Source organism: Exiguobacterium sp. s21 (assembly GCF_018617975.1).
Classification (GTDB): domain Bacteria; phylum Bacillota; class Bacilli; order Exiguobacteriales; family Exiguobacteriaceae; genus Exiguobacterium; species Exiguobacterium mexicanum_A.
The window spans coordinates 23791-46997 of record NZ_JACSLF010000006.1 but is presented as its reverse complement, the minus strand read 5'-3'; the positions used below and the strand labels follow the sequence as shown (position 1 = coordinate 46997).

Here is a 23207-nt window from a genome sequence, read left to right as displayed (position 1 = left end):
AAGCGACGGCGGAATGAGCCACTTTCAGCCTGATGTTTCAAATTAGGGGTTTAACATTTTTTAAAGTGGGTTATGACTTAAGGAGAAGCGTACGCAAGGTACGTCATGACAGTGTTGATCTGTCAAATAACTTAAGTGAGGTTTTTTAGAATCATGGCTAATCTATTCGGAACTGACAAGGATGGCAACAGGAAGAGGCAAGAAGAGATTGAAAAAACGGTTCAGGAGAAAGGGATCACTCAAATCCATATGTACTTCTCCGACGTGCTTGGAGACTTGAAGCTATTGACTCTCTCTGCAAAATTGTTGCCGGAAGTTTTTGAAGGGAAGACGATGTTTGACGGTTCATCCATCGCTGGTTTTTCTTCCATCAAAAACTCAGACCTATTCTTGAGACCGGATTTAGATCGTCCACGCTACGAACAGGACGGGGACGAGAGCATCCTCGCGTTCTTCTGTGACGTCTGCACGCCAGACGGGGAACGGTATGAGTTCGACCCGCGCAACGTCTTGAAGGATGCCCTCGAGCGCGCTGCTCGTGACGGATACTCGATCTTCGTCGGTGCCGAGCCGGAATTCTTCATCTTCGACGAGAACGGAGAGTTCTATGACGAGGCCGGATACTTCTCGACACGTTCAGAAGACAAAGGCTATGAGGTACGTCAACATATCGCCAACCGGTTGAGCGATGTCGGCTTCAACATCGAAGCGGTCCACCATGAAGTGGCACCAGCCCAGCACGAGATCGGCATCAAGTACGATGACGCGTTGCATACGGCCGACAACATCCAGTTCTTCAAAGAAATCGTCACGTTGGCAGCCCAAGAGAAAAACGCGAAAGTGTCGTTCTTGCCGAAACCGCTCCGCGACGTGAACGGTTCGGGAATGCACCTCAACATCTCGGTCTGGAAGAACGACAAGGACGGCAATCCGACGGTCAACGCGTTCGAAGAGCCGGAGTCGGATTACGGCCTGTCGGTCACAGCCCGTCATTTCATCGAAGGCATCTTGAAGCATGCCCGTGCGACGGCCATCTTCACGAACCCGCTCCCAGAGTCATATGAACGTCTCGTTCCAGGCTTCGAGGCACCGGTCAACATCTGTTGGAGCCCGTCGAACCGCAGTTCGATGATTCGAATCCCGGCGTCACGCGGCAGTGCGACACGCGTCGAAGTCCGTAACCCAGACCCGAGCGCCAACCCATATCTCGCCCTCGCGGCCCTGATTTACGCTGGACTCGAAGGGATTGAGCAACAGCTTGAGCCGTCATCACCGAACGAGGACGACTTGTTTGAGTACTCGGCCAAACAAATCGAGAGTCAAGGCATCTCGTCACTCCCGGCGACCTTCCATGAGTCGATTCAATCGCTCAAGTCGGACCGGTTCCACGATTACTTCAACTATGACTTGATCGACCGCTACTTGTCGCTCATCCAAGTCCGTAAATAAGCAAAGCATACAAAAGCCCATTCCTCGGCCGAGGAATGGGCTTTTACGATTAATGAATGCCGCGCATATACTTTTTGATGACCGGGGCGAGTGCGAACAGGATCAGACTGAGGACGATGGCCGCGCCACCGATAATCCCGAAGTAAAGCATCTCGTTCTCCGGTGAATAGAAACGGACGAGTTGAGCGTTGATCCCTTGCGCCGCAGCGTTCGACAAGAACCAGAGCGACATCGTCTGGGCCGAGAAAGCGGCCGGGGCGAGTTTCGTCGTCGCCGACAGACCGACCGGCGACAGGCTGAGCTCACCGAGCACGACGATGAAGTAGCTAAGGACGAGCCAGAGCGGGTTGACGAGCGTGTCCGGGCCTCCGAAATAGGCCGGGAGCAAGATCACCAAGAAACTTAACCCTGCGAACAAGATCCCGAACGCGAATTTCGTCGGGATGCTCGGCGCACGGTCACCGAGTCGGACCCAAAGCCATGCGAACACCGGTGCGAGCATGATGATGAACAGCGGGTTGAGCGACTGGAACCAGGCCGGTGAGAGCGTGATCCCTAAAAATTCAAGATCGGTCCGCTTATCGGCATAGCTGGCCAAAATCGTCGCCCCTTGCTCTTGAATCGCCCAGAACATGACCGAGGCGATGAAGAGCGGGATGTAGGCGATGATCCGTGACCGTTCGACTTCCGTCGTTTTCGGACTGCGATACATGATAATGAAGTAAATCGTCGGAATGGCGATCCCGAACACACCGACGAGGCCGATGAACGTGTTGATCGTGAACAAACCTTGCGGGATGAGCACGGCCAACAGGCCACCGATGAGGATGACCGCGATCGTCGTATACTTGATCGCGTTTCTCTTCTCAGACGGCGTCAACGGGTTCGGCACATATGAACCGGCAAGACCAAGGTTGCCTTTCTTCGTGACGAGGAAGACGACGAGACCGATGAACATCCCGACCGCGGCGAGTGCGAAGCCCCAATGGAAGCCGTAGCTCTTTTGGACTCCACCGACAATCAAAGGTGAAATGAAGGCACCGAGGTTGATCCCCATATAGAAGATGCTGAACCCGGCGTCACGACGACGGTCCGTCTCGTGATACAGGTCACCGACGATGCTTGAAACGTTCGGTTTCAACAAGCCCGTACCGATGACAATCAGTGCCATCGAGATGAACAAGAACGTCAGGCTGCCTGGAATCGACAAGACGATATGCCCGAGCATGATGAACACGCCGCCAAAGAAGACGGCCCGAGACGTCCCGAAGACACGGTCGGCGAGCCATCCCCCAATGACCCCCGACATGTAGACGAGTGCGCCGTATACCGACATGATTGACAAGGCGACATTCTGGTCGAGACCGAGACCGCCCTCAGATACCTCGTAGTACATGTAGAACACGAGGATGGCGCGCATCCCGTAATACGAGAACCGTTCCCAAAACTCAGTGAAGAATAGCGTGAACAAGCCTTTAGGCTGTCCGAAAAAACCTTTTTGTGGCACGCTGTCCACAATTTTCTGTTTATCGATCCTTTCCATGAAAGATCCCTCCTTAACCGTATCATCATAAAAAAGAATCATTATGTTTGTAAAGAATAAACGAATGAAAAATTCAAAATTTAATGATATTCGAACGAAATAAAAAATCACACTAAACGACTAGGTTCAGTGCGGTTTTATAAGTCAAGCTGTCTTTTGTTTCGCTTCGGCTGCGCTGACGCGGCGTCCAAGTTGCCAATAGATGAGTCCCGACACGCAACTGGCCGCCCCGACGAGGATCAACGCGATATGTCCGGCGCGTTGGTCGAAGAACAGGCTTGCCATGATCGGTGCGGTCACCCCGCCGATCAACCATTGGATGCTGGCGGCCCCGTTGTAGGCACCGCGCATATTCTCCGGAGCGATCAAGGCGATGAACGTCTGTTGGACCGGGGACATGATCATCTCGCCGAGCGTATAGAAGGCGTACACCGCGAGCAAGACGCTGACGAGAACGAGGTACGGTGTCCCGAGTGAATAGAGGAGACGCGGCATGACGGCGATCAGAATCATGCCGACCCCGAAGATGGTCGCCCCGGCGAGCATGACGTTGCCGAACGACTTGCGGCCGAGTTTCGAAGCGATCGGAAACTGGAACAACACGACCATGATGCCGTTCAAGGCGAGCATATAGGCGAACGGGTTCTCACGATCGGTGTACGATGGCATCGACTCTCTCAAGAAGAGGGGCAGCATGCTCTCAATGAGCGAGAAGCCCATCGAGATGAAGACACCGGCAAAGATGAACACGAGGAACACCTTGTCATTGTAGAACACGCGCAGGACATCCCGGTTCGATGGCGTGTCGACATCGGTCGTCTCTGGGAGTGACTCCCGGATGAAGCGACCGAGGACGAGTGCGTACAAGACGAAGACGAGAGCGGCCGAGTAGAAGATATACTGCCGGTCGATAAAGAGGACGGCACTCCCGAGGAGCGGGCCGAATGCAGCCCCGATATTGTGCCCCATCCGCAACAGCCCGAACGCCTCGTTCATCTGTTCGGGCTCGGTCACATCGGCTACCATCGCGCTTGCGGCCGGGTGGAACAATGAGTTCGTCAAACCGAGCATGGCGTTCAAGAGAAGGAGCGGCCAAAACGTTTCGGCGAAGGCGAAACCGACGAGGGCGAGGGCGTCGCCGAGAATGGCAGCCATCATGATCGGTTTGCGGCCATACAGGTCTGCGAGCCGTCCACCGACGACCGATCCGATGAGCGCCATGATCGGTCCGGTCGCCATGATGACCCCGACCTGGATATAACTGTCGAGCTTGTCGCTATAGTAGAGGACGAGGAACGGTGCGATCATGAACATCATGACACCGGTGATCGTCTCTCCGAGGAAGCGGATCCAAATGTTACGGTCGAGCTGTTTGAGTGATTGAATCATTAAGGTCACCTGCTTTAGTTGATAGAATAAGAAAAGGGACGCAGCATGCACAAAGGCATACGCGTCCCTACGATCTTAGGCATGCCTCGGAAGGCAGGCGACATCACGGATTCAAATCACGGAGAGGCGCCTGCCGGTCTATATGAACTTGGACGTGCGAGCGTTGAATGACTGACATCGGTACCTCTCCTTTCTGCATTGGACTGTCTTCTCTTCAAGATTATGATATTTCCGTGAAATGTGTCAACATAAATCGTCAATGTGTCATAATAATTCGTTCAAATTCTTTCGGCTGAGCCGGTAGTCGATCAACCGAGAGAACACGACTTGAATCATCGCCGTGACCGGGACACTGATGAACATCCCGACGAGACCGAACAGGCTACCTCCGATGATGATCGACGTGATGACCCAAAACGGGGTGATGCCAACGCTGTCGCCGAGAATCTTCGGGCCGAGCCAAAGTCCGTCGAATTGTTGCAACAAGAAGATGAACAAGAGGACGATGAGCGCCGTGAACGGGTCATAGAAGTAAGTGATGATGAACGCCGGGATCATCCCGAGCAGCGGTCCGACGTACGGGATGAAGTTCAAGACACCGACGATGACGCCGAGCAGAAGCGCGTATGGCGCCCCGATGATCAACAGACCGGCGACGGCCAGCACCCCGATGATGAGGCAGTCGAGCGACTTCCCGATGATATAGCGTTTGAAGATATAATCCATCTCTTGGAAGATGTCGATCGTCGTCTTGGCTGACGCGACCGGGAACATCGCATACAACAGCCGCTTGAACATGCGGGCAAAAACCTCTTTGTCTTTCAACAGATAGATTGAGATGACGATCCCAATCAAGAAATTGATGAGCGTCATCGTGAAGCTCGACACGTAGCTGACCGACGACAAGACTGCGGTCTCGACCCAGCCCGAGTAACGTTCCTCGAAGCGGCTGAAATCGATAGCTTGGGCGATCGTCGCGTTGTACTCTTTCAAGTACGTGTTCAACTGGGCGAGGAACCCGTCAATCTGTCGGATGTAGAACGGAAGCTCTTCGATGAGTGAGGCCACACTCGAGTAGATGCGCGGGAGCAATGTCACAGCGGAGATGACAAGAATCCCGATGAAGACGATATAAACGATCAGCAAACCTTGATAGCGTTTTAATTGAAACCGTTCTTCTATATAGGACAGGACGGTATTCAGGAGCAGCGCGATGGTAATTCCCATGATAATCGGCGTCAGCAACTGGAACGTGTAGTGCAACACACTAGAAATCGTGTCCGGTTCACTGATGACTTTCCATAGGACGAGCAGAATCAATCCGATCACGCTCAACTTCCAAATCAATTGACGATTTAATTCCAAAGGTCCATCCCCTCATCTTTTAAATTTTGTAGAATAACGTTCACTTTGTACTATGACCTTTTTTTATCGGGATTCAATAGGCCACACCCATTTTCGAAAAAGGATTGACAAGATTGGTAACGTTTGGTTAACTAAGTGACATATTACAAAAAGACAAATCGCATATAAAAACACTTTCTATCAAGAGAAGCGGAGGGACTGGCCCGATGAAGCTTCAGCAACAGATTGTTCCAATACTGTGCTAATTCCAGCAAGGTGACCTTGAGAGATGGAAAGGTGGTTGTTTGAATACGTCCGTATCTCGACACCCCTTTCCACGGAAAGGGGTGTTTTTTGCATAGGAGGACTATTCATGACTGACAGACGCTCACACTTACTTAAAACTTTACCACCCCAACATTTTGTCGGACTCGCCGATGAAGTCGCAGCACTTGAACAGTCCGGTCGCGATATCATCAGACTCGGTCAAGGGACGCCGGATTTGCCAACGCCCGCCCCAATCTGCGACGCACTTCAGACGGCGCTCCTTGATGCCTCGACCCATCAATACGGTCCGTTCCGCGGTCAGGCCCGTCTGAAACAAGCGGTGGCGACGTTTTACTTGAATGAGTACGGCGTCGAAGTCGATCCCGAGACGGAAGTCGCGATCCTCATCGGTTCCAAGTCCGGACTCATCACGTTGCCGCAATGTGTGCTCGAGCCAGGGGACGGGATCTTGCTACCGAATCCCGGCTATCCTGATTACATCTCGGGGGCACGACTCGCCGGTGCCGTCGTCCGTGACCTCGTCCTCCGGGAAGAGAACGGCTTCTTGCCGGACTATGAGACGCTCGATACGCAAGATGCAAGACTCATGTATTTGAACTACCCGAGCAATCCGACCGGAGCCGTCGCCTCACCCGCTTTCTTTGACGATACCGTCCGTTTCGCCCGGGAGCGGGACTTGATGGTCGTCCACGATTTCGCATACGGCAGCATCGGATTCGATGGCCACGTCCCGCCTAGCTTTCTGCAGGCGGAAGGGGCGAAAGAAGTCGGCATCGAGGTATATACGATGTCGAAAGCGTTCAACATGTCCGGTTGGCGCGTCGCCTTCGCCGTCGGGAACGCGGACATCATCGAGGCGATCAACACGTATCAGGACCACGTCCACGTCAGCGTGTTCTCGGCCATCCAGGCGGCGGCTGTCGTTGCGCTCGAGGCGCCCCGTACCATTCGCGATGACTTGGCACGACTGTACGAGGCACGGCGTGATCGCCTGATCGACGGGTTGAACCGGGCCGGCTGGGCCGTCGAACCGCCGGAAGGCTCGTTCTTCGTCTGGGCGAAAGTGCCCGAGGGTGATGCCAAGTCGTTCTCGCGGAAACTGCTGCATGAAGCCGGTGTCGCCGTCACCCCGGGCTATTTCTTCGGTTCGGAAGGGAACGGATACGTCCGCTTCGGTCTCGTCTCACCGGAACCGAAGATTGACGAGGCCGTCGAACGAATCGAGCGGTTGTTTGCCGCCTATGAGGAGGTGCGCGCATGATTCGTCAGGCCGTCCTTGAATATGACCACGCCGATGACGCGCTCGACCGTCTGGATGACTTAGTCGACGGCCGACGTGCCCACGTCCTGCACGGTCAGAACGGGTATGACGTCGTCCGAGCCATCTTTCCGGCCATCGCGGACTATCCGGCAACAAAATTCAGCGGGGAGTGCACGGACTCGGAAGTCAAACGGCTCAAACCGTTGGACGCCGACGTGTTAATCGCCGTCGGAGGCGGCAAGCTCGTCGACACGGCCAAACTCGTCGCCTATCAACAGAACGTGCCGCTCATCGTCGTCCCGACACTCACCTCGAACTGTGCGGCGTTCACGCCTCTCAGCGTCGTCTATCGGGAGGACGGGAGCTACGACCGCTACGACATGTTCCGCGTCGTCATCGAACGGGTCATCGTTGACTCACGGGTCATCTCGCGCTCACCATATGAATACTTTCGGGCCGGTGTCATCGACACGGTCGCGAAGTTTTACGAGGCCCGTTATTTGAGTGGTGACAGCTCAGCTGACGCCGGCGTCAACACCGGACTCGTCTTGGCCGAGCAGTGCGGGCGTCTCGTCGAACTTGAATTGAGCGAGCACGCTTTTGAGTCGTATAGTGACGACGTCCGCTTCGCGGTCGATCACGTGCTCGCCATCGGCGGCGCCGTCGGTGGATTTGGTGACGCCGGGACACGCGTCGCCGTGGGCCATGCGGTCCATAATGCGCTCAGCCGCTTCGAGTCGACCCACTCTTTCTTGCATGGAGACAAGGTCGGCTTCGGCCTAATCGTCCAGGAGCGGTTGCGTCGCTCGGCCGATGCTCCGTATTTGGAGGCCTGGTTGAAACAGTTCGGTGCACCGACGACGCTCGAGGCGCTCGGGGTCGGGTCGGGCGACATCCCGGTACTGGTCGACTCCGTCATGACGGAAACCGAACTGCAACAGTTGCCGGAACCACTCGATAAAGACTTTCTGAAAATAATATTTGAAAATTTACAATTTTCTATTTACAATTAAAAGAATTAAAAGTAAGATGATAACAACTTAATAGACCGATTGCTTATCAAGAGTGGTGGAGGGACTGGCCCTGTGAAACCCGGCAACCAGATCGTAATGATCATGGTGCTAATTCCAACAGACGATATCGTCTGGGAGATGAGCGTGTCCGACTTTGACTTGTCGTGCCCGCCACTCTGAATGAGTAGCGGGCTTTCATTTTGGAGGAGGAAAACAAATGAACATCAAACAGAAAACAGTACTTGCAGGAACATCACTACTCGCCGCCATCGCGCTCTCGGCATGCGGACAATCGGACGCGAGCGAGGCGCTCAGCACGGAGTCGCTCACGATCGGCGTCACGGGCGGGCCGCACCAACAGATCGCCGAGAAAGTGAAAGAACTCGCGGCCGAAGACGGCCTCGAACTCGATATCAAAGTGTTCAATGACTATAATACGCCGAACACGGCGCTCGCCGAGGGTAGCCTCGACGTGAACAGTTATCAGACGCTCTCATTCCTAGAACTGCAAAAGTCCGACAAAGGCTATAAGATTGACGACGTGTTCAAGACCGTCGCGTTCCCGATGGGTCTTTACTCGGAAAAGTTGACCGACATTGAGGACTTGAAAGAAGGCGACAAGGTCGCCGTCCCGAACGACCCGGCGAACGAGCTGCGCGCACTCCGTCTGTATGAGACAGCGGGCCTCATCACGCTGAAGGAAGGCTTGACGGACAAGGCGACGAAACGCGACATCGCCGAGAACCCGCTCAACCTCGAATTCATCGAGCTCGAGGCGTCTCAGCTCCCGACCCAGCTCCCGGAAGTCGCACTCGCGGCCATCAACACGAACTTCGCGATGGGTGCCGGCCTGTCGATCAACGAGGACGCCTTGTTCCACGAAGACACGGTCGACAACCCGTATCCGAACTACGTCGTCGTCCGTACCGACAACAAGGATGACGAAGTCGTCGAGACACTCAAATCGTACTATCACTCGGACGAGGTCCGGACGTTCATCGAAGAGACGTTCAACGGCTCAATCGTCCCGGCGTTTTAAGGAGGGCCTATGATCGCACTTAAAGGAATCACGAAGACGTTCACGGTGAACAAAGGTGCCGTCACCGCACTCGACGACGTCTCGCTCACGATCGAGAAAGGCGAGATCTTCGGCATCATCGGCCGAAGCGGGGCCGGCAAGAGCACGCTCATCCGCATGATCAACCTGCTCGAACGCCCGACCTCGGGCCAGGTCGAGATCGAAGGACAGGACATCACGAAGCTCGACAAACGTGGGCTCTCAAAACTCCGCCATCGAATCGGAATGATCTTCCAACACTACAACCTGCTCAAGACGGCGACCGTCGAAGAGAACGTCGGCATCCCGCTCCGGCTTGAAGGTCTCGACAAGGCAACGATCCGCGCTCGCGTCGACAAATACCTCGACATCGTCGGCTTGACGGACCATCGAAAACATTATCCCGAGCAACTCTCGGGCGGACAGAAGCAACGTGTCGCCATCGCCCGGGCCCTCGCGCACGAGCCGGATATCCTGCTCAGCGACGAGGCGACGAGCGCGCTCGACCCGGAGACGACCGAGTCGATCCTCGACCTCTTGCTCGACATCAACCGCGAGCTCGGACTGACGATCTTTTTGATCACGCACGAGATGGAAGTCATCGAGCGCATCTGTGACCGGGTCGCGGTCATCGAGGCCGGCCGGATCATCGAGGAAGGGGACGTGCTCGACGTGTTCTCGGACCCGCAGCATGCGACGACACGCAAGTTCTTGAAGACGAACCTCGATGTCCCGAAAGAGGTCGTCGAAGAGTTGAGCACGCACGGGATGCTCGTCAACTTGTCGTTCATCGGTCATCAGAGTGAACAGGCTGTGCTCGCCCAGTTGACGAAACGGTTCGGCTTGCTCCCGAATATCATCGGGGGCGGCATAAAAAAGCTAAAAGGCGGTCTCGTCGGCAATCTGCTCGTCCATTTGGACGGCGATAAGACCCAGACCGATCAAGCCGTCCGCTTCTTAGAGGCGAGCGGTGTGAAAGTGAAGGAGGTGACGAACCATGCTTCAGTTTTGGGAAAATTGGGGTGACTTGATTTGGACGGGGACGATCCAGACGCTCACGATGACCGGCATCGCGCTCGTCATCTCGACGTTGATCGGACTGCCGCTCGGGACGCTTCTCGTCTTGACGCGACCGAACGGCCGGCTCGCCAATCGTTATTTCTACGGGGCGTTATCAAGTTTCATCAACGTCGTCCGTTCCATCCCGTTCATCATTCTCTTATTCTTCATCCTCCCGTTCACCCGCTTCATCATGGGCACGACGATTGGCGTCCAAGGCGTCCTGTTGCCGCTCATCGTGTTCACGGCGCCGTATATCGCGCGGCTCATGGAGTCGGCGCTGCTCGAGGTCGACCGCGGGGTCGTCGAGGCGTATGAAGCGATGGGCATCTCGACCCGGAAAATCATCTGGTACGTGTTGATCCGGGAGGCCCGCTCATCGATCGTGCTCGGTCTGACGATCGCGACGATCGGTTTGATCGGGGCGACCGCGATGGCAGGACTCGTCGGGGCAGGCGGACTCGGCGATATCGCCTATCAATACGGGCATCTCCGATTCGAGCCGGAGGTCATGTACGTGACCATCTTCGTCTTGATCCTGCTCGTCCAATCGATTCAATCGTTCGGTAACCGCTTGGCGGCCCGACTCAAGAAGGCATAAGAAAAGAGCTCTGCTTCGGCAGGGCTCTTATTTGTTGTCGAGCAATCGTTTCAATTCGGCGATTCGGTCATGGCGCGGGATGAACGTACGAATCTCTTTCTCGCTGAACCCGATTTGAATCCGATTGTCGTCGACGACGATCGGACTCTTCAAGATCTGGGGGTGCGACGCCACAAAGCTGTACAGCTCACGGAGCGACATCTCGTCAAGTTGGTCCGCCGCTTGTTTGTACACGCTCTTTTGGATGGACAACAGGTCGGTCGTCCCGTTCTCGGTGAGGCGGAGCATGTCTTTGAACTCGGTGAACGACATCCCTTGATCGGTCAATTTTTTCTCGATGAATGGGATGTTCTGTTCGCGTAACCAATCAATCGTCTTACGGGAAGAACTGCAGCTTGTATGTGTGAATACGGTGACCGTCACGGCAACCACTTCTCCTTTACGTAACGTTGGACTTCTCTATTTTCTCTCATTCATACGTTTCGAACGCGAAATATGTTTCAAATCACATATACTTTTTATCGCCATCGGACGATTTGTCGTCAGTCAGTTCGAGTACATGACGAAAGAGACCATAACCGAGGAGGGATTTACATGTTTGATTACACGGTCAAGACGGACCAGACGGTCGAAGCGGTCGTCGAGAAGCTGAAAGCGACGCTCAAGGAAGAAGAGTTCGGAGTGCTCTGGGACTTTGATTTGAGCGAGACGCTCGAAGAGAAAGGCCAAGCGATCGACGGGGACTATCGCATCCTTGAAGTATGTAATCCGAAAGAAGCGAAGAAAGTCATCACGGCACATCGGGAAGGCGGCTATTTCCTGCCTTGTAAGCTCGCTGTCTTCACGAAAGATGGGTCGACCCATGTCGGGATGCCGAAGCCGACGAAACTGATCGAACTGATCGAGGATGAGTTGCTTCAATCGATCGCCCACGACGTCGAGACGCGACTGACGCGTGCGATTGATCAAGCCGTATAATTGAATGAGCGAACCCGTCCATGAGAGTGGACGGGTTTTTTCCTGTTCCTCCTTAAAGTCATATAATGGTAAAATTGGTACAAATAGATTTTAAGGGGCGGATGATTTGAAAAAGTTAGCCAGTGCACTCGTATTATCCATGGGCTTATTGGCCAGTTGCGGTGGGGAAAAGCCAGACGTCGTGAACTTGTCGTATGTCGATGCGCATTGGACCGTTAACAAGTATTCCTTAGAGCAACCGGAAGCCCTCGAATCGGTCGATGAGACGTTACAGGCCTGTACCGGGGAATTGACGACTGAATTGAAGGGAGACTTGACGGTTTACGATACTGTCATCGCGAATCGCCATCAGATGACCGATACGGGAGATGAATATGCATATAAATCGGTGACGTACATCAAAGGCGATGAGCATTATGCACTTTGTCGCGATATGCTCTCGGAACGCTTTCAAGCCGAGGTCATTGAATCATTCCCCCCATTCGTTGATACACAGAACGGGAAGCGAATTCAACGAAACCCTTTCATCGAACCTGCCGACGAAACTACTCAAGCAGAATTCCTCGATACGGATGGATTATTGGAGCCGAATAATGCTGTCGAACCTTTTCCTGATACCATCGTCACGTTCATACCGGCCTTCCACGGCGAGGTGGAATTGACCATTGGAGATCGACAACTCGCTTTCCCAGTGCTTATGTTCGACCCGATGATGGCACACATAGATGAGGTAAAAATCGCAATCGGATATCATCCCGATGAAAAGAAACCCTATGTTTTATTGATGCTCGCGGACCTCTATTTCACAATGAGTCCGCTAGATGAAATTATCGACCCGGTAAAAGGAGAACAGTCGTATGAAGAGTTGACAGTCAAACGACTGCCACTTCGTTCGGAACTATTACCCGACAAATCCTATCCATTGTATGAGTTCAATTATACCCGTGACGGGAAAGCGGTGACCGAAATCGCGACCATTACATATCGTGCCTCTGAACTGTTAACTATTTCTGAACAAAAGGCGCTCAAAGACAATCCGGAAGAGCAGTATATGCCGACTGTGAACGATCCACTGATTTACCTACACGAGAAACCGTTCAGCAACGAATCGATTTTGACGTATCCGTCCGTGATGCGTGCGGCCGGTAACGAGATGGCAGACCTCATTCAAGCGATTGACTCTGCTGAGCCGACGAAGCGCACGGGTGATCAAGGGGACTATCCTTATCTCACGATCGTCGACGGGCTCAAAGGCCAAGAGTTCGAGGTGTCATATAAACAGCGCTCGAAGAAGCTGGATATTTACGTGACCGACCGATCGACCGAGGAGACGTATAAACTGACGAGCGAAGGGGCCGAGACGTTCTTGTCCTATTTCCCTGACTTGAAGAAGAAATGAGTGGGTTGAACATGAAGAAACGAACGTTGGCGGCAATGTCGCTCTTGTTGATGACGGCAGGGTGTACGGAAGATGTGGACGTGGTCCGCTATGGCCATATCGAGGAGCACTTCCAGGCCGAGCGGTTTACGATGAACAGTCAGGATTCTAAAGTGAACGCGGAATCAATCTTAAACCAATGCAAAAGCAAAAAACTTTTATCCAAACTAGAAGGAGAGACATTTTCTGTTCTGGGGATGGAGTATGCGACCCGGGCCCCGTTTATAACTGACGATTATCAGGGATATACCTTCGACGAAGTCACATATGTCGAAGGGGATGCGGTCTATGCGCTCTGTCGATCAGACCGGATGGGTGGGCAGCCAGTATACCGAGCCGTCGAGCTTGAGGCGCGACCTGCCTATTTGAAAGACGAGGTCGGCACGGAAATCTCGTCTCTTCCGACCGTCCATGTCGCGACCGAGAACGAGCGGGCTACGTTAGATAAGTCGCAAGCCTCTTACGAGAGTGGACAAGACATCGAGTCGTATCCCGGCTCGGTCATGAAAATTACGCCGGGATTTAGCGGAGTGGTGGAGATAGGACTTGGCGAAGGGGGCTTCTTTAACCCATATTTCGACTTTTCCCCGAATCTTAGACAGTTCGACGTCTTCATTGGACTTGGAAGAGCGGTAGAAACAAACATGCCCCTTCTGCTCATGTCACATGACGGGACTCATTACTCTACTTCTGTTTTAGAAGATGCGGACCTGCTCAATGGTGCGGACAGCCTGACCTTCCGTCGGCTGTTTGAAGGTGGAACGATGAACCCGCTAGAGAAGATTCCATTGTATGATATCACGGTCGACGTAAACGGACAGACGGTAACGAAGACCTTGTCGATGCGCTATCGACCAAGTTCGTTGCTTACGGATGTATCCGATTCAGACGAGATAGCGGTCGCTTATCTCCACAAGTATCCGTACCACCACGAAGTCCCGCTCCCTTATCCGGACGCCGTCAGCGTGAGCGGCGAGGCGTACGAACGATTGATCGAAGCCATCGAGACTGCGAGCCCTTCGACGAAGAGTGGTAAGGCAAAAGATTATACGTATTTGACGCTGTTGCGTGGCAATCTCGGTCAACAGTTCGAAGTCAGTTACCAGCAACGGTCGAAAAAAGTCGATGTCTATGTGAAAGACGTGAAGACCAGGGAAGTGTTCAAACTGTCGAGCGTCGGGGCGGAGACGTTCCAAGAGTTGTTCCCGCAGGCGTTCGAATGAACGGATGATCGGCGGTATCGAGCTGAAGGACAGCCGAGGCGAACTCACGGCCGAACAGGTCACGCTGTTCCAAGCCATCTTCGATAAATCAGAATGATCAAGGGCTCGTGCATGGCACGGGTTCTTTTTGATGGTCATAATCAGTGAGAACGGTTGGAAAACACTTCAAATTCAAGATATTGACTCGATTTCAAAAACCGGCGCTATTCAAGACATTTCGCACAGGGTACACTAGAATTCCGCTACATTCCAGGAAGGAAGCGCTACTGGACATCGATTAAAGAAAGTAGGAATCATCGAAATGGAACTGACAACAACCGCTAGCCTCTCATCCCCTGACGTGCTCCGCGCCCTCGAGGCGAACGTGGCGATGATTCGATTCGACCGCCAACGGCGCGTCGTCGATGTGAACGACCTGTTCGCCAAGGCGATGAAATACAAACGTGATGAAATGATGGGGATGCACCATCACTTGTTCTGCACGCCAAGTTTTGTCAGCAGCCCGGATTATCAAGCGTTTTGGAACAAACTGTTCGACGGCTTTAGCTCGGCCGACAAGATCGAGCGGATCGACGCCCGCGGCGATTCGATTTGGCTCGAGGCGACGTATATGCCGATTTATGAACAGGACGAGGTCGTCGGTGTCGTCAAAATCGCATCCGACATCACGAGTCGCCAACAGACAATTGAGGAATACGCCCGCTCGTTCCATGTCATGGCTGAAAATCTCGACACCCGGGCCCGTCTCGGCATGGACGAGAGTCAACAGTTAAAGCAGACGATTGAACGGCTCGATGCAGACTCGAATCAGAATTTGAAGACGCTCGCGAACTTGCAGGAGCAGGCTGCCGAGATCACGAAGATTGCCAGTACGATCAAAGAAATCGCCGCCCAGACGAACCTGTTGTCGCTCAACGCCGCCATCGAGGCCGCACGGGCAGGTGAGCACGGTCTCGGCTTCAACGTCGTCGCGACCGAGGTCCGGAACTTGTCACGTCTCGTCGAACGCGCCGTCATCGAAGTGCGCGCAAACACGGACGGGATGAACAAGGAACTCGTCTCGATCGTCGACGGTGTCTCCCGCTCGAGTGCAGACATTCAAGAGAGTGTGCGCATCATGGAACAGACACTCGAGCGGTTCGAGCATATCGAACAGTCGGCCGAATCGCTGAACGGGACAGCCGAGCGGTTCACCTCCGCCATCTAAAAAAACCAATCGGACATGCCTCCTGAAAAGGGGCACGTTCAATTGGTTTTTTTGATTTGCAGCGTATGGCCATGCTGTTTCAACCAGGCCATCGCGCCGGCGACGTCTGGATACACTGACGCAAGCTTCGACCAGAACGCTTTCGAGTGGTCGAAATGAACGAGATGGGTCCATTCGTGGGCGATGACATAGTCCATGACGTCCCGCGGGGCGAGCATGAGCCGGACGTTGATCGAGATCGTCCCGGTCGAACTGCATGACCCCCAGCGCGTCTTTTGGTGACCGATGCGGATTCGGCTCGCCTTCACACCGAGCTGACGTTCATAGTGGGGCGCCCGATTCGTGACGTAGGCGAGAGCCCGCTCGCGGAGCCAAGCCTCGTGCGCTTTCCGAAGCGATGACTCGTCCCATGCAGCGGGACAGTGAAAGTTTTCGCCGTCGAAACGGAACCTTGTCTCGGTATCACGTTTGACGAGCGGGAACGTCTCCCCGTGCAAAAGCAGTCTGTCGGCTGGTAAGATGTCACACTTCGGCAATGCGGCGAGGCGATCTTCGATCCAGCCGGCATGCTCCGTTAAGATCGTCTCGACGACCCGGTCCGGGAGCCTAGCTGGAATCCGCAGCTCGATTCCGTCCGGCGTCACGAAGAAAGCCGCCCGTTTCCGGCGTTTATGGCGGATGACGGTCACGTCCATCAGATTCACCTCCTTGTAGTATCTCGGTCGATTATAGCCGACGTGCCCCGAATCCGCCATCGTTTTGCGGACTCGGACGTCCGTTTTTTGTTACAGTAGGAGTAGGAGGGATGAACATGAAATCAATCTTACATCAATCGCTTGACCGGACCGGAACGGATTCGGTGAAATGGGACGGGCTCGACCGCTGGTTCCATTTGAAAGATGACGTCTTGCCGCTTTGGGTGGCGGACATCGATATCCGCACGGCCCCGTCCATCTCAGAGGCGCTCACGGCGCGGGCCGCGACAGGCGAGTTCGGATACACATTGTTCTCTAGAGAGGCGCAAGCGGCCGTGAGTTCATGGTACGACCGCCGTCACGGGCTCAAAGTCGATGCCAATCACGTCTTGTTCTCGAGTGGAGTCGTACCGGGATTGACGCATATCGTCGAGGCGTTGACGGAGGAAGGGGATGGGGTCGTCATCCAGTCGCCAGTCTATCCGCCATTTCATGAACTGGTCACCGGGTTGAAACGGGAGTTGCTCGACGCCCCGCTTCGTCAAGTCGATGGTCGCTACGAGATGGACTTTGATGCACTCGAGACACAGATGCGCAAGGCGAGGCTGTTCTTGCTCTGCTCGCCGCACAACCCGGTCGGACGGGTATGGACCGAGTCCGAGCTGAAGCAAGTCGTCGAGCTGGCACGTCGCCATGACGTTATCCTCGTCACTGATGAGATCCATGCTGATTTGACGTACCCGTCACAACGGCACACTGCCCTCAATCGACTCGATGACTCGGTCATCACGGTGAGTGCGCCGTCGAAGGCGTTTAATATCGCTGGACTGTTCGCTTCTTACATCATCTGTCCGGATGATGCGATGCGTAAACGAATCATCCAAGTCCAGAACAAACATCACGTCCTGCCGACACCGTTCGCGAACACGGCCATCATTGCCGCCTACACGGATTCGCGCGCCGAGCGTTGGCTTGACCAATTGACGGCCGAACTCGAGGAGCAGGCGATGTACCTTGTCGAGCGGCTCCAGGAAGAACTACCACAATTGAAGACGTTCATGCCCGAGGCGAGTTATCTCCTCTGGATCGACTTCGCGGGGCTCGGTCTTGAACCGGAAGCGCGGAAGAAGTGGCTGCACGAGCAAGTCCGTCTGTTCTTGTCACCAGGTCTCCCGTTCGGTGCGTCAGGGACGACGTTCGAACGGCTCAATTTCGGGACGGCACGACCAGTGCTTGACGAAGCACTCAAGCGTCTGACAGAACACGCCGGTGGAAAGGCGTTTGTATGAATCAAGAAACGGGAAAAATTTCACAATGAGCCACAAAGCTGACATGGCAACAGAAAGCGAGTGAATGCGATGGAGACGATCAATTGGAAAAAGAAGATGGAAGAACAACTGAGGCGTAGCGGATTCACGTTACAGGTCGAGAACATGGCCAACCTTGGTCTGACGGAGATTCATGCATCTTCGTCCCCGTTGATTTCGTATCCGCTCCGGATTCGGCTGTACGTGCGTATGGGATGGCTCATGTGCACCGTCGATGCGACCTCGGTCGACCGGAACGAGGACCATCCGCTGTTCGAGCGCATGATCGCCGCCGTGTTCGAGCGCATCGTCCGCCATCTGTATCACGCCTATGACTTCCATGTCTTGACGTACATCGGTAACACGGGCAACTATATCGCACCGAAGGACTCGGAGACCGGAGAAATCGTCCGCTTGCTCGCACAACTGTGGACCGACCGCTCTTACCTGCATCTAGAGACGTATGAAGAGTATCCGGCATTATACGTGACGCCGCCATGGGCGCACCAAGCCTACGCGTTTGAGAGCACCGAAGACGAATGGATTGTCTATGCGGGCCGGAGCGGCCGTCCGGCGACGGACTATCGCGCCGACGGGACCGAACTCAAACCGCATCGTCTGGCGGAGGGTGACTTGTTCTTCCCGGTGCACCGGATTCAGAAAGACCGAGGCACGCTCGCGCTCGCCGAATGGTTACGACTCGAGCGTCGAGAGGTCGAGGATTTCATGATCGCCTTCATGAAGACGATCCAAAAGTTCGATCCAGCCTTCGGATTTTCTTGGGGTGGGGTGGACACGTTCTTTCACGGGGTACCGGTCGAGCCATACGCGCAAGTACTCCGGCTGGAGAGCGGGAAACGACGTTATCGGGTCATGAACAACTCGGCGAAGCGATTGTTCGCGGTGGCTGACGATCCTCTCGATTGTTTGAAAGAAGTCGAACAGACGTTACGGACGGTCCGATTACCGGAACAACGCGTCTCGGCACTCGGGCAGCTCGTCATGGGCATTTGGCAACAGTTCGAAGCCGACGAGACGACGTATATCCAAAAAGTCGCCTATCGCGGCATCTCGCAGTTCCAAATCGAAGAAAAAATCGGTCATGCCTTGGCGAACCGGCAACGAATTCGCTGGATCGAGAAGGCCGACCCTCGCCAGTCTGTCATCGAATTCGCCCATCTGCGGATTTCATTCCCGAAACGACCACCCGGTATCGTCACCGTCGAACCGGTCGAATCTTCTTTTGAGAGAGGTGCGCTATGAGAATCGTTGATGCACGTGCCATGTCAATCAGCCATGAGGACTTGATCGCGGTCACCGAGACGTCCGTCTATTACCGCGAAAAGTCGAGTGAGACAAGTTTCTCGATCTTCCGCTATGACGAAGAAGACGGTTCCGTCACTCCGGTCGGCCGTCGTGTGTATGAAGACTACGGGATCTCGAAGCTGTTCGTCAGTAAGGAGCGCGTCTATTTCTTGAACGAGACATCGGACCGGACCGGGGTCGTCCGAACGGAACTGATCGCCTTCGATTACCGCTCTGGACAGGAGGTTGTGCTCGCGACATTCGAGAAGCGAGGCAACAGCACGCTCTATTGGGTACTCGCCGATCGTTACTTCCTGTTCTTGACGAGTTTCGGGGATGCGGACGAGGCATGGTTGTATGATGCCGAGACGTCGTTCCAAGAACGCATCCGTGATGAACGGCTCGTCGGCCATGCCGGTGAGTTCCGCGAGCTGTATCTGTTCACGACCGAGCTGGACGGGGTCCCTTATATCGTCTGTAACGCCCGATTGGACGAGTTCGCCTATTACGAGGCGCTCGAGGACGTACGGGTCTCGCCAGACGATGCGATCGACCACTCCGAAGCGATCCTCATCTGTTCGCTCGACGAGGCGGTCGAGGCTATCCGGGACCGAAAAGGGGAGATCCCGTTCGAGGACTTGATTCGGCTCCATGGGGAAGGGGACACGGTCCAATATCTCGGGGAACGGGACGCGAAACTGCGGTTCTCTGCGTTCGTCGATGCAGCGAATGAGGAGACGATTTATGAGTTGGCGGCACCGGACGTGCTCCGGGAGGTCACGGTCGTCGACTGGGGGGCCTATGAACCGATCGACTTCACGTATGATGATGTCAGTTCGACGGTCTTTATCAAAGTCGAGGAATCAGAAGATCACACCGAACTGATTGACGCGACGACCGGTGCCCGCTTCCTCGATACGGCTCCGTTCGAGCGCGTACTCGCTTCGACCTATTTCATCCATGAATCGGCTGAAGGAGGGGGCGGCGTGAGCATCTTCAACCTCGAGACGAACGAACGTCAAACGTTCGAGGACGCCTACTATACAGTGCTCGATGAGACGATTGTCATCCTCTCGACAAAACAGTTATGACAAAAACACCCGAGCCTATCCTGTTGATAGATTCGGGTATTTTAGATTGGTTTACATAATAAGTTATCGTAAACCGGTTAACGCTTGTTTTTTCTTCTCGTCACCGATATGGGCATATACTTGCGTCGTCGCCACCGACTCGTGTCCGAGCAGTTGTTGGATCGTTAAGACGTCGACCCCGCTCATGGCGAGACGAGAGGCGAACGTGTGTCGCAATTTATGCGGCGTGACCTGCTTGTGCGTCAAAAATGGCAGATATGGCTTCAGGCGGTCGATGTGCCCTTTCAACGCGTGCTGCACCGTGCGGACCGAGATTCGTTTGCCTTTCTCGGAGCAGAACAAGGGACCTGCGCCTTGACCACGATATCCGTCAAGGAGCGGCTCGAGCGGGGAGGCGATCGGGATGACGCGTTCCTTGTTCCCTTTCCCGATGACCCGGATCGTCCCGTTCTCTCGGTCGATGTCGTTCCAGTCAAGGCCGACAAGTTCAGAAACACGCATCCCGGTCAACCCGAGCAGTTGGATCATCAGGAAGTCCCGGTCCCGATTGCGTTCGTACCAGCTCGCTTCGCGGTCGGACATACCGACGTTGCTGCGGACGAGCGTCGAGAAGTCGAGCCATTCCTGTTCGGTCAAATAGACCGGGTTGCGCTTGGCGCGCTTCGGTCGCTCGACGGCCTGGAACGGGTTGTGCGCCGTGATGCCCGTCTCGATCAGATGGTTGAACAGCGACTGCATCGACGACAGTTTGCGGTTGATCACGCTCGGTGCGTTGTCGAGCTCGAGGGCGAGGTACGTCGCGTACGCCTCGGCCCCGGCATGGTCGAACTCGACGAACGATTCGATTTCGACCGATGACGGGTCGACCTCGGATGCACTCGCGGTCTCGACCCAGCGGAAGAAATCCAAAAAATCATACAGATAGCGCTGCGCGGTCTGCTCCGAGTAGTGTTTGGCGGCCATGTGGTTCAAGAACCGTTGGATGAAGCCCGGCATGCGCTCATAGCCGCTCAAGTTGAAACGTCTCGCGTCGACTTTCGTCGGCGCTTGGCCGAGCTGGCGGAATATACTCAAAAAATCGCTCCTCGCTTAATGATGGATTGACGTGACGATGCGGTCTTTCCCGGCCTGTTTCCCGGCCCGGAGCCGGTCGTCCGCCTCTTTGACGAGCGTGTCGACGGGCTTGAACCCGCGGTGTGTCGTGACACCGAATGTCATCGTCACACTGAGCCGTCGCCCCTCATAAATCGTCTCGAGAGATTTGATTTGCTGTCTCAGGTGGTCGATTGCTTGCGCCGCCTCGTCCTCTGACTGGTTCGTCAAGAACAAGAGGAACTCCTCGCCGCCCCAACGGACGGCAATGCCGTCGGTCCGCGTGAGCGCAGAGGCGACTTGTTTGAGCACGAGGTCGCCACAGTCGTGGCCATGCCGTTCATTGAACGACTTGAAATGGTCGATGTCGGCCAAGACGACCGCATACGGGCGTCCCGACAAGACCGCTTCACGGATCGCTTCTTCGATTAAACGGTATCCGGTCGTACGATTATAGAGGCCGGTCAGACCGTCCCGCGAGGCGAGGGTATGTAGCCGTTCGTTCGTCTGTTCAAGTTCGGACGTCACCTCGACGACCGCCCCTTCGAAGATGAATGACAGCCCGGCGATCAAGGCGATGGTCGCGAGTAAACACGTCACCCCGATGACTTGCTCGAGGGTCGCGCCGAGCGGCGATGTCCCGTCCGTCACGTTCACATATAAATAGCCATAGATTCCCATGGCGAGCATCGTCGAGGCGATCCGGATGGCCCGGCTCACGTTCGGCATGAAGAACACGCCATAGGCGACCGTGAGGATGAAGTAGTGGACGTTCGCGCCCCAGCCAAGGACGATTGTCGAGATGATGGCGTTATAGACGACCTCGACGAAGAGACCGATGAAGAACGTCCGATAATATCGTTTATGTACAAAATAAAAAGACAATGTGTAATAGAGAACGCTGAGTACGTTCGACCAGGCAAGGACGGTTACGTCAAGTCGCCAAAACGTGATCAAGAACACGACATGGATGAGCCAAGCGAACACGTTCCCATAAAAAGTGATGCGGTAATTATATAGTGTACCGCGACGTTCCTCATAGGCTGTTCCCACGCGAACACCTCCTTTTTTCAGTATACCGAACCCATCCTCATTTGCCCATGCCTATCCAACAATCGATTAAAATCGACACGCACAAACGCCTTTAAATCGCACGTATAGTTGCGTGAAATAGATATTTCACGCAACGTTCGTTCACACGTCATTTCCATCCGAGACACACATCGACCTGCGAACCAGAAAAATAATGTCATATATCACGGTTTACATAATAAGTTATGGTGAACCGATTGATTTGTTTTAAAAATTTGAAAGAGTTACAGTTATATGATAAAAGAAAATAAAGCTTGAAACGGTGATTCAGGTAAAGGTACACTGAGAACGTAAACAAAAGGGGGATTTCAGGATGGACGATCAACGTTTGAAACAATGGCTCACCGAAGCGAAGACGATCGCTGTCGTCGGCGTGTCAGCGAACCCGAACAAGACCGCGAACCAAATCGCAGACTATCTGCTGTTGCAAGGTTACACGGTCATCCCTGTCAATCCGACGCTCGAGACGTGGAACGGACGCAAAGTCTATCCGACGGTCGAGAGCATCCCGGGGCGCGTCGATATTGTCGACGTCTTCCGACGCAATGAGTATTTGGCCGGTGTGGCCGAAGATGCCGTCCGACATGGGGATGTCGGTCTCGTCTTCAACCAGCTCGGGCTCACCAGCCCGGACGCCGAGCGGATCGCTCGCGATGCCGGACTCGACTACATCGAAAATCGATGCATCTATGTCGAGCACGCCCGCCTTCTCGGTTAAGACCTACCTCCTTGGTAGGTCTCCTTTTTTTCACGAGCCCCGCTCGCGGAGGGAGGC

General features: G+C 54.4%; 21 protein-coding genes and 2 riboswitches. Of the genes, 14 read left to right on the top strand and 7 right to left on the bottom strand.

Going from position 1 to position 23207, the window contains the following annotated elements; all coding sequences use genetic code 11:
• Positions 1–153: 153 nt before the first annotated feature.
• A complete protein-coding gene (locus tag KNP06_RS08620; protein WP_214711355.1) occupies positions 154–1449 on the top strand; it encodes a glutamine synthetase family protein in 1296 nt (431 codons plus the stop codon).
• 49 nt (positions 1450–1498) lie between these two features.
• On the opposite strand, the gene KNP06_RS08615 is transcribed toward KNP06_RS08620, so the two are convergent.
• The 3 genes from KNP06_RS08615 to KNP06_RS08605 form a co-directional block, all read right to left on the bottom strand.
• Positions 1499–2992, bottom strand: a complete 1494-nt coding sequence (locus KNP06_RS08615; protein ID WP_138859401.1) for a peptide MFS transporter — start codon at positions 2990–2992, stop codon at positions 1499–1501.
• Between the two features lie 144 nt (positions 2993–3136).
• The gene (locus KNP06_RS08610) at positions 3137–4381 is read right to left on the bottom strand and encodes an MDR family MFS transporter (RefSeq protein WP_138859402.1); all 1245 of its coding nucleotides are present in this window, start codon (positions 4379–4381) and stop codon (positions 3137–3139) included.
• A gap of 264 nt (positions 4382–4645) precedes the next feature.
• Positions 4646–5746: an AI-2E family transporter gene (locus KNP06_RS08605; protein ID WP_214711356.1), complete on the bottom strand. Its 1101-nt coding sequence runs from the start codon at positions 5744–5746 to the stop codon at positions 4646–4648.
• 174 nt (positions 5747–5920) lie between these two features.
• Positions 5921–6021, top strand: a riboswitch (SAM riboswitch).
• A 77-nt stretch (positions 6022–6098) separates the two neighbouring features.
• On the opposite strand from KNP06_RS08605, the gene KNP06_RS08600 reads away from it, so the two are divergent.
• The 5 genes from KNP06_RS08600 to KNP06_RS08580 all read left to right on the top strand — a co-directional run bounded on the left by KNP06_RS08600 (position 6099) and on the right by KNP06_RS08580 (position 11004).
• Positions 6099–7274 (top strand): aminotransferase class I/II-fold pyridoxal phosphate-dependent enzyme, encoded by a 1176-nt coding sequence (locus KNP06_RS08600; protein WP_214711357.1) that lies wholly within the window; start codon positions 6099–6101, stop codon positions 7272–7274.
• The gene (locus tag KNP06_RS08595) at positions 7271–8287 is read left to right on the top strand and encodes an iron-containing alcohol dehydrogenase family protein (protein WP_214711358.1); all 1017 of its coding nucleotides are present in this window, start codon (positions 7271–7273) and stop codon (positions 8285–8287) included. The genes KNP06_RS08600 and KNP06_RS08595 overlap by 4 nt, the downstream gene beginning before the upstream one ends.
• 40 nt (positions 8288–8327) lie before the next feature.
• Positions 8328–8432, top strand: a riboswitch (SAM riboswitch).
• 72 nt (positions 8433–8504) lie between these two features.
• A complete protein-coding gene (locus tag KNP06_RS08590) occupies positions 8505–9326 on the top strand; it encodes a MetQ/NlpA family ABC transporter substrate-binding protein (protein ID WP_214711359.1) in 822 nt (273 codons plus the stop codon).
• 9 nt (positions 9327–9335) lie between these two features.
• The gene (locus KNP06_RS08585; protein ID WP_214711360.1) at positions 9336–10370 is read left to right on the top strand and encodes a methionine ABC transporter ATP-binding protein; all 1035 of its coding nucleotides are present in this window, start codon (positions 9336–9338) and stop codon (positions 10368–10370) included.
• On the top strand, positions 10342–11004 hold the full coding sequence (locus KNP06_RS08580; protein ID WP_214711361.1) for a methionine ABC transporter permease: 663 nt from the start codon (positions 10342–10344) through the stop codon (positions 11002–11004). The genes KNP06_RS08585 and KNP06_RS08580 overlap by 29 nt, the downstream gene beginning before the upstream one ends.
• Positions 11005–11031: 27 nt before the next feature.
• Here KNP06_RS08580 and KNP06_RS08575 read toward each other — a convergent pair whose 3' ends face one another.
• A complete protein-coding gene (locus KNP06_RS08575; protein WP_214711362.1) occupies positions 11032–11427 on the bottom strand; it encodes a Spx/MgsR family RNA polymerase-binding regulatory protein in 396 nt (131 codons plus the stop codon).
• A gap of 171 nt (positions 11428–11598) precedes the next feature.
• Here KNP06_RS08575 and KNP06_RS08570 point away from each other — a divergent pair, with 171 nt between their 5' ends.
• From KNP06_RS08570 to KNP06_RS15405, 4 genes are all read left to right on the top strand, one after another.
• Positions 11599–11982, top strand: coding sequence for a DUF302 domain-containing protein (locus KNP06_RS08570; protein ID WP_114166208.1), 384 nt, complete (start codon positions 11599–11601; stop codon positions 11980–11982).
• 106 nt (positions 11983–12088) lie between these two features.
• On the top strand, positions 12089–13381 hold the full coding sequence (locus tag KNP06_RS08565) for a hypothetical protein (protein WP_214711363.1): 1293 nt from the start codon (positions 12089–12091) through the stop codon (positions 13379–13381).
• 11 nt (positions 13382–13392) lie between these two features.
• Positions 13393–14643 (top strand): hypothetical protein, encoded by a 1251-nt coding sequence (locus KNP06_RS08560; protein WP_214711364.1) that lies wholly within the window; start codon positions 13393–13395, stop codon positions 14641–14643.
• A gap of 301 nt (positions 14644–14944) precedes the next feature.
• Entirely contained in the window at positions 14945–15850 is a 906-nt protein-coding gene (locus KNP06_RS15405) for a methyl-accepting chemotaxis protein (RefSeq protein WP_214711365.1), read from the top strand.
• 38 nt (positions 15851–15888) lie between these two features.
• On the opposite strand, the gene KNP06_RS08550 is transcribed toward KNP06_RS15405, so the two are convergent.
• Entirely contained in the window at positions 15889–16545 is a 657-nt protein-coding gene (locus KNP06_RS08550) for a M48 family metallopeptidase (protein ID WP_214711366.1), read from the bottom strand.
• Positions 16546–16661: 116 nt separating this feature from the next.
• Here KNP06_RS08550 and KNP06_RS08545 point away from each other — a divergent pair, with 116 nt between their 5' ends.
• From KNP06_RS08545 to KNP06_RS08535, 3 genes are all read left to right on the top strand, one after another.
• Complete coding sequence (locus KNP06_RS08545; protein WP_214711367.1) at positions 16662–17834, top strand: MalY/PatB family protein; 1173 nt, start codon at positions 16662–16664, stop codon at positions 17832–17834.
• Positions 17835–17903: 69 nt separating this feature from the next.
• Positions 17904–19115: a hypothetical protein gene (locus tag KNP06_RS08540; protein WP_214711368.1), complete on the top strand. Its 1212-nt coding sequence runs from the start codon at positions 17904–17906 to the stop codon at positions 19113–19115.
• Positions 19112–20248 (top strand): hypothetical protein, encoded by a 1137-nt coding sequence (locus tag KNP06_RS08535; RefSeq protein ID WP_214711369.1) that lies wholly within the window; start codon positions 19112–19114, stop codon positions 20246–20248. Before KNP06_RS08540 ends, KNP06_RS08535 begins: the two co-directional genes overlap by 4 nt.
• Before the next feature lie 63 nt (positions 20249–20311).
• Here KNP06_RS08535 and KNP06_RS08530 read toward each other — a convergent pair whose 3' ends face one another.
• Positions 20312–21322, bottom strand: a complete 1011-nt coding sequence (locus KNP06_RS08530; protein ID WP_214711370.1) for a tyrosine-type recombinase/integrase — start codon at positions 21320–21322, stop codon at positions 20312–20314.
• 15 nt (positions 21323–21337) lie between these two features.
• Positions 21338–22393: a GGDEF domain-containing protein gene (locus KNP06_RS15485; RefSeq protein WP_214711371.1), complete on the bottom strand. Its 1056-nt coding sequence runs from the start codon at positions 22391–22393 to the stop codon at positions 21338–21340.
• Positions 22394–22745: 352 nt separating this feature from the next.
• On the opposite strand from KNP06_RS15485, the gene KNP06_RS08520 reads away from it, so the two are divergent.
• Entirely contained in the window at positions 22746–23150 is a 405-nt protein-coding gene (locus KNP06_RS08520; RefSeq protein ID WP_138859418.1) for a CoA-binding protein, read from the top strand.
• Positions 23151–23207: the final 57 nt, after the last annotated feature.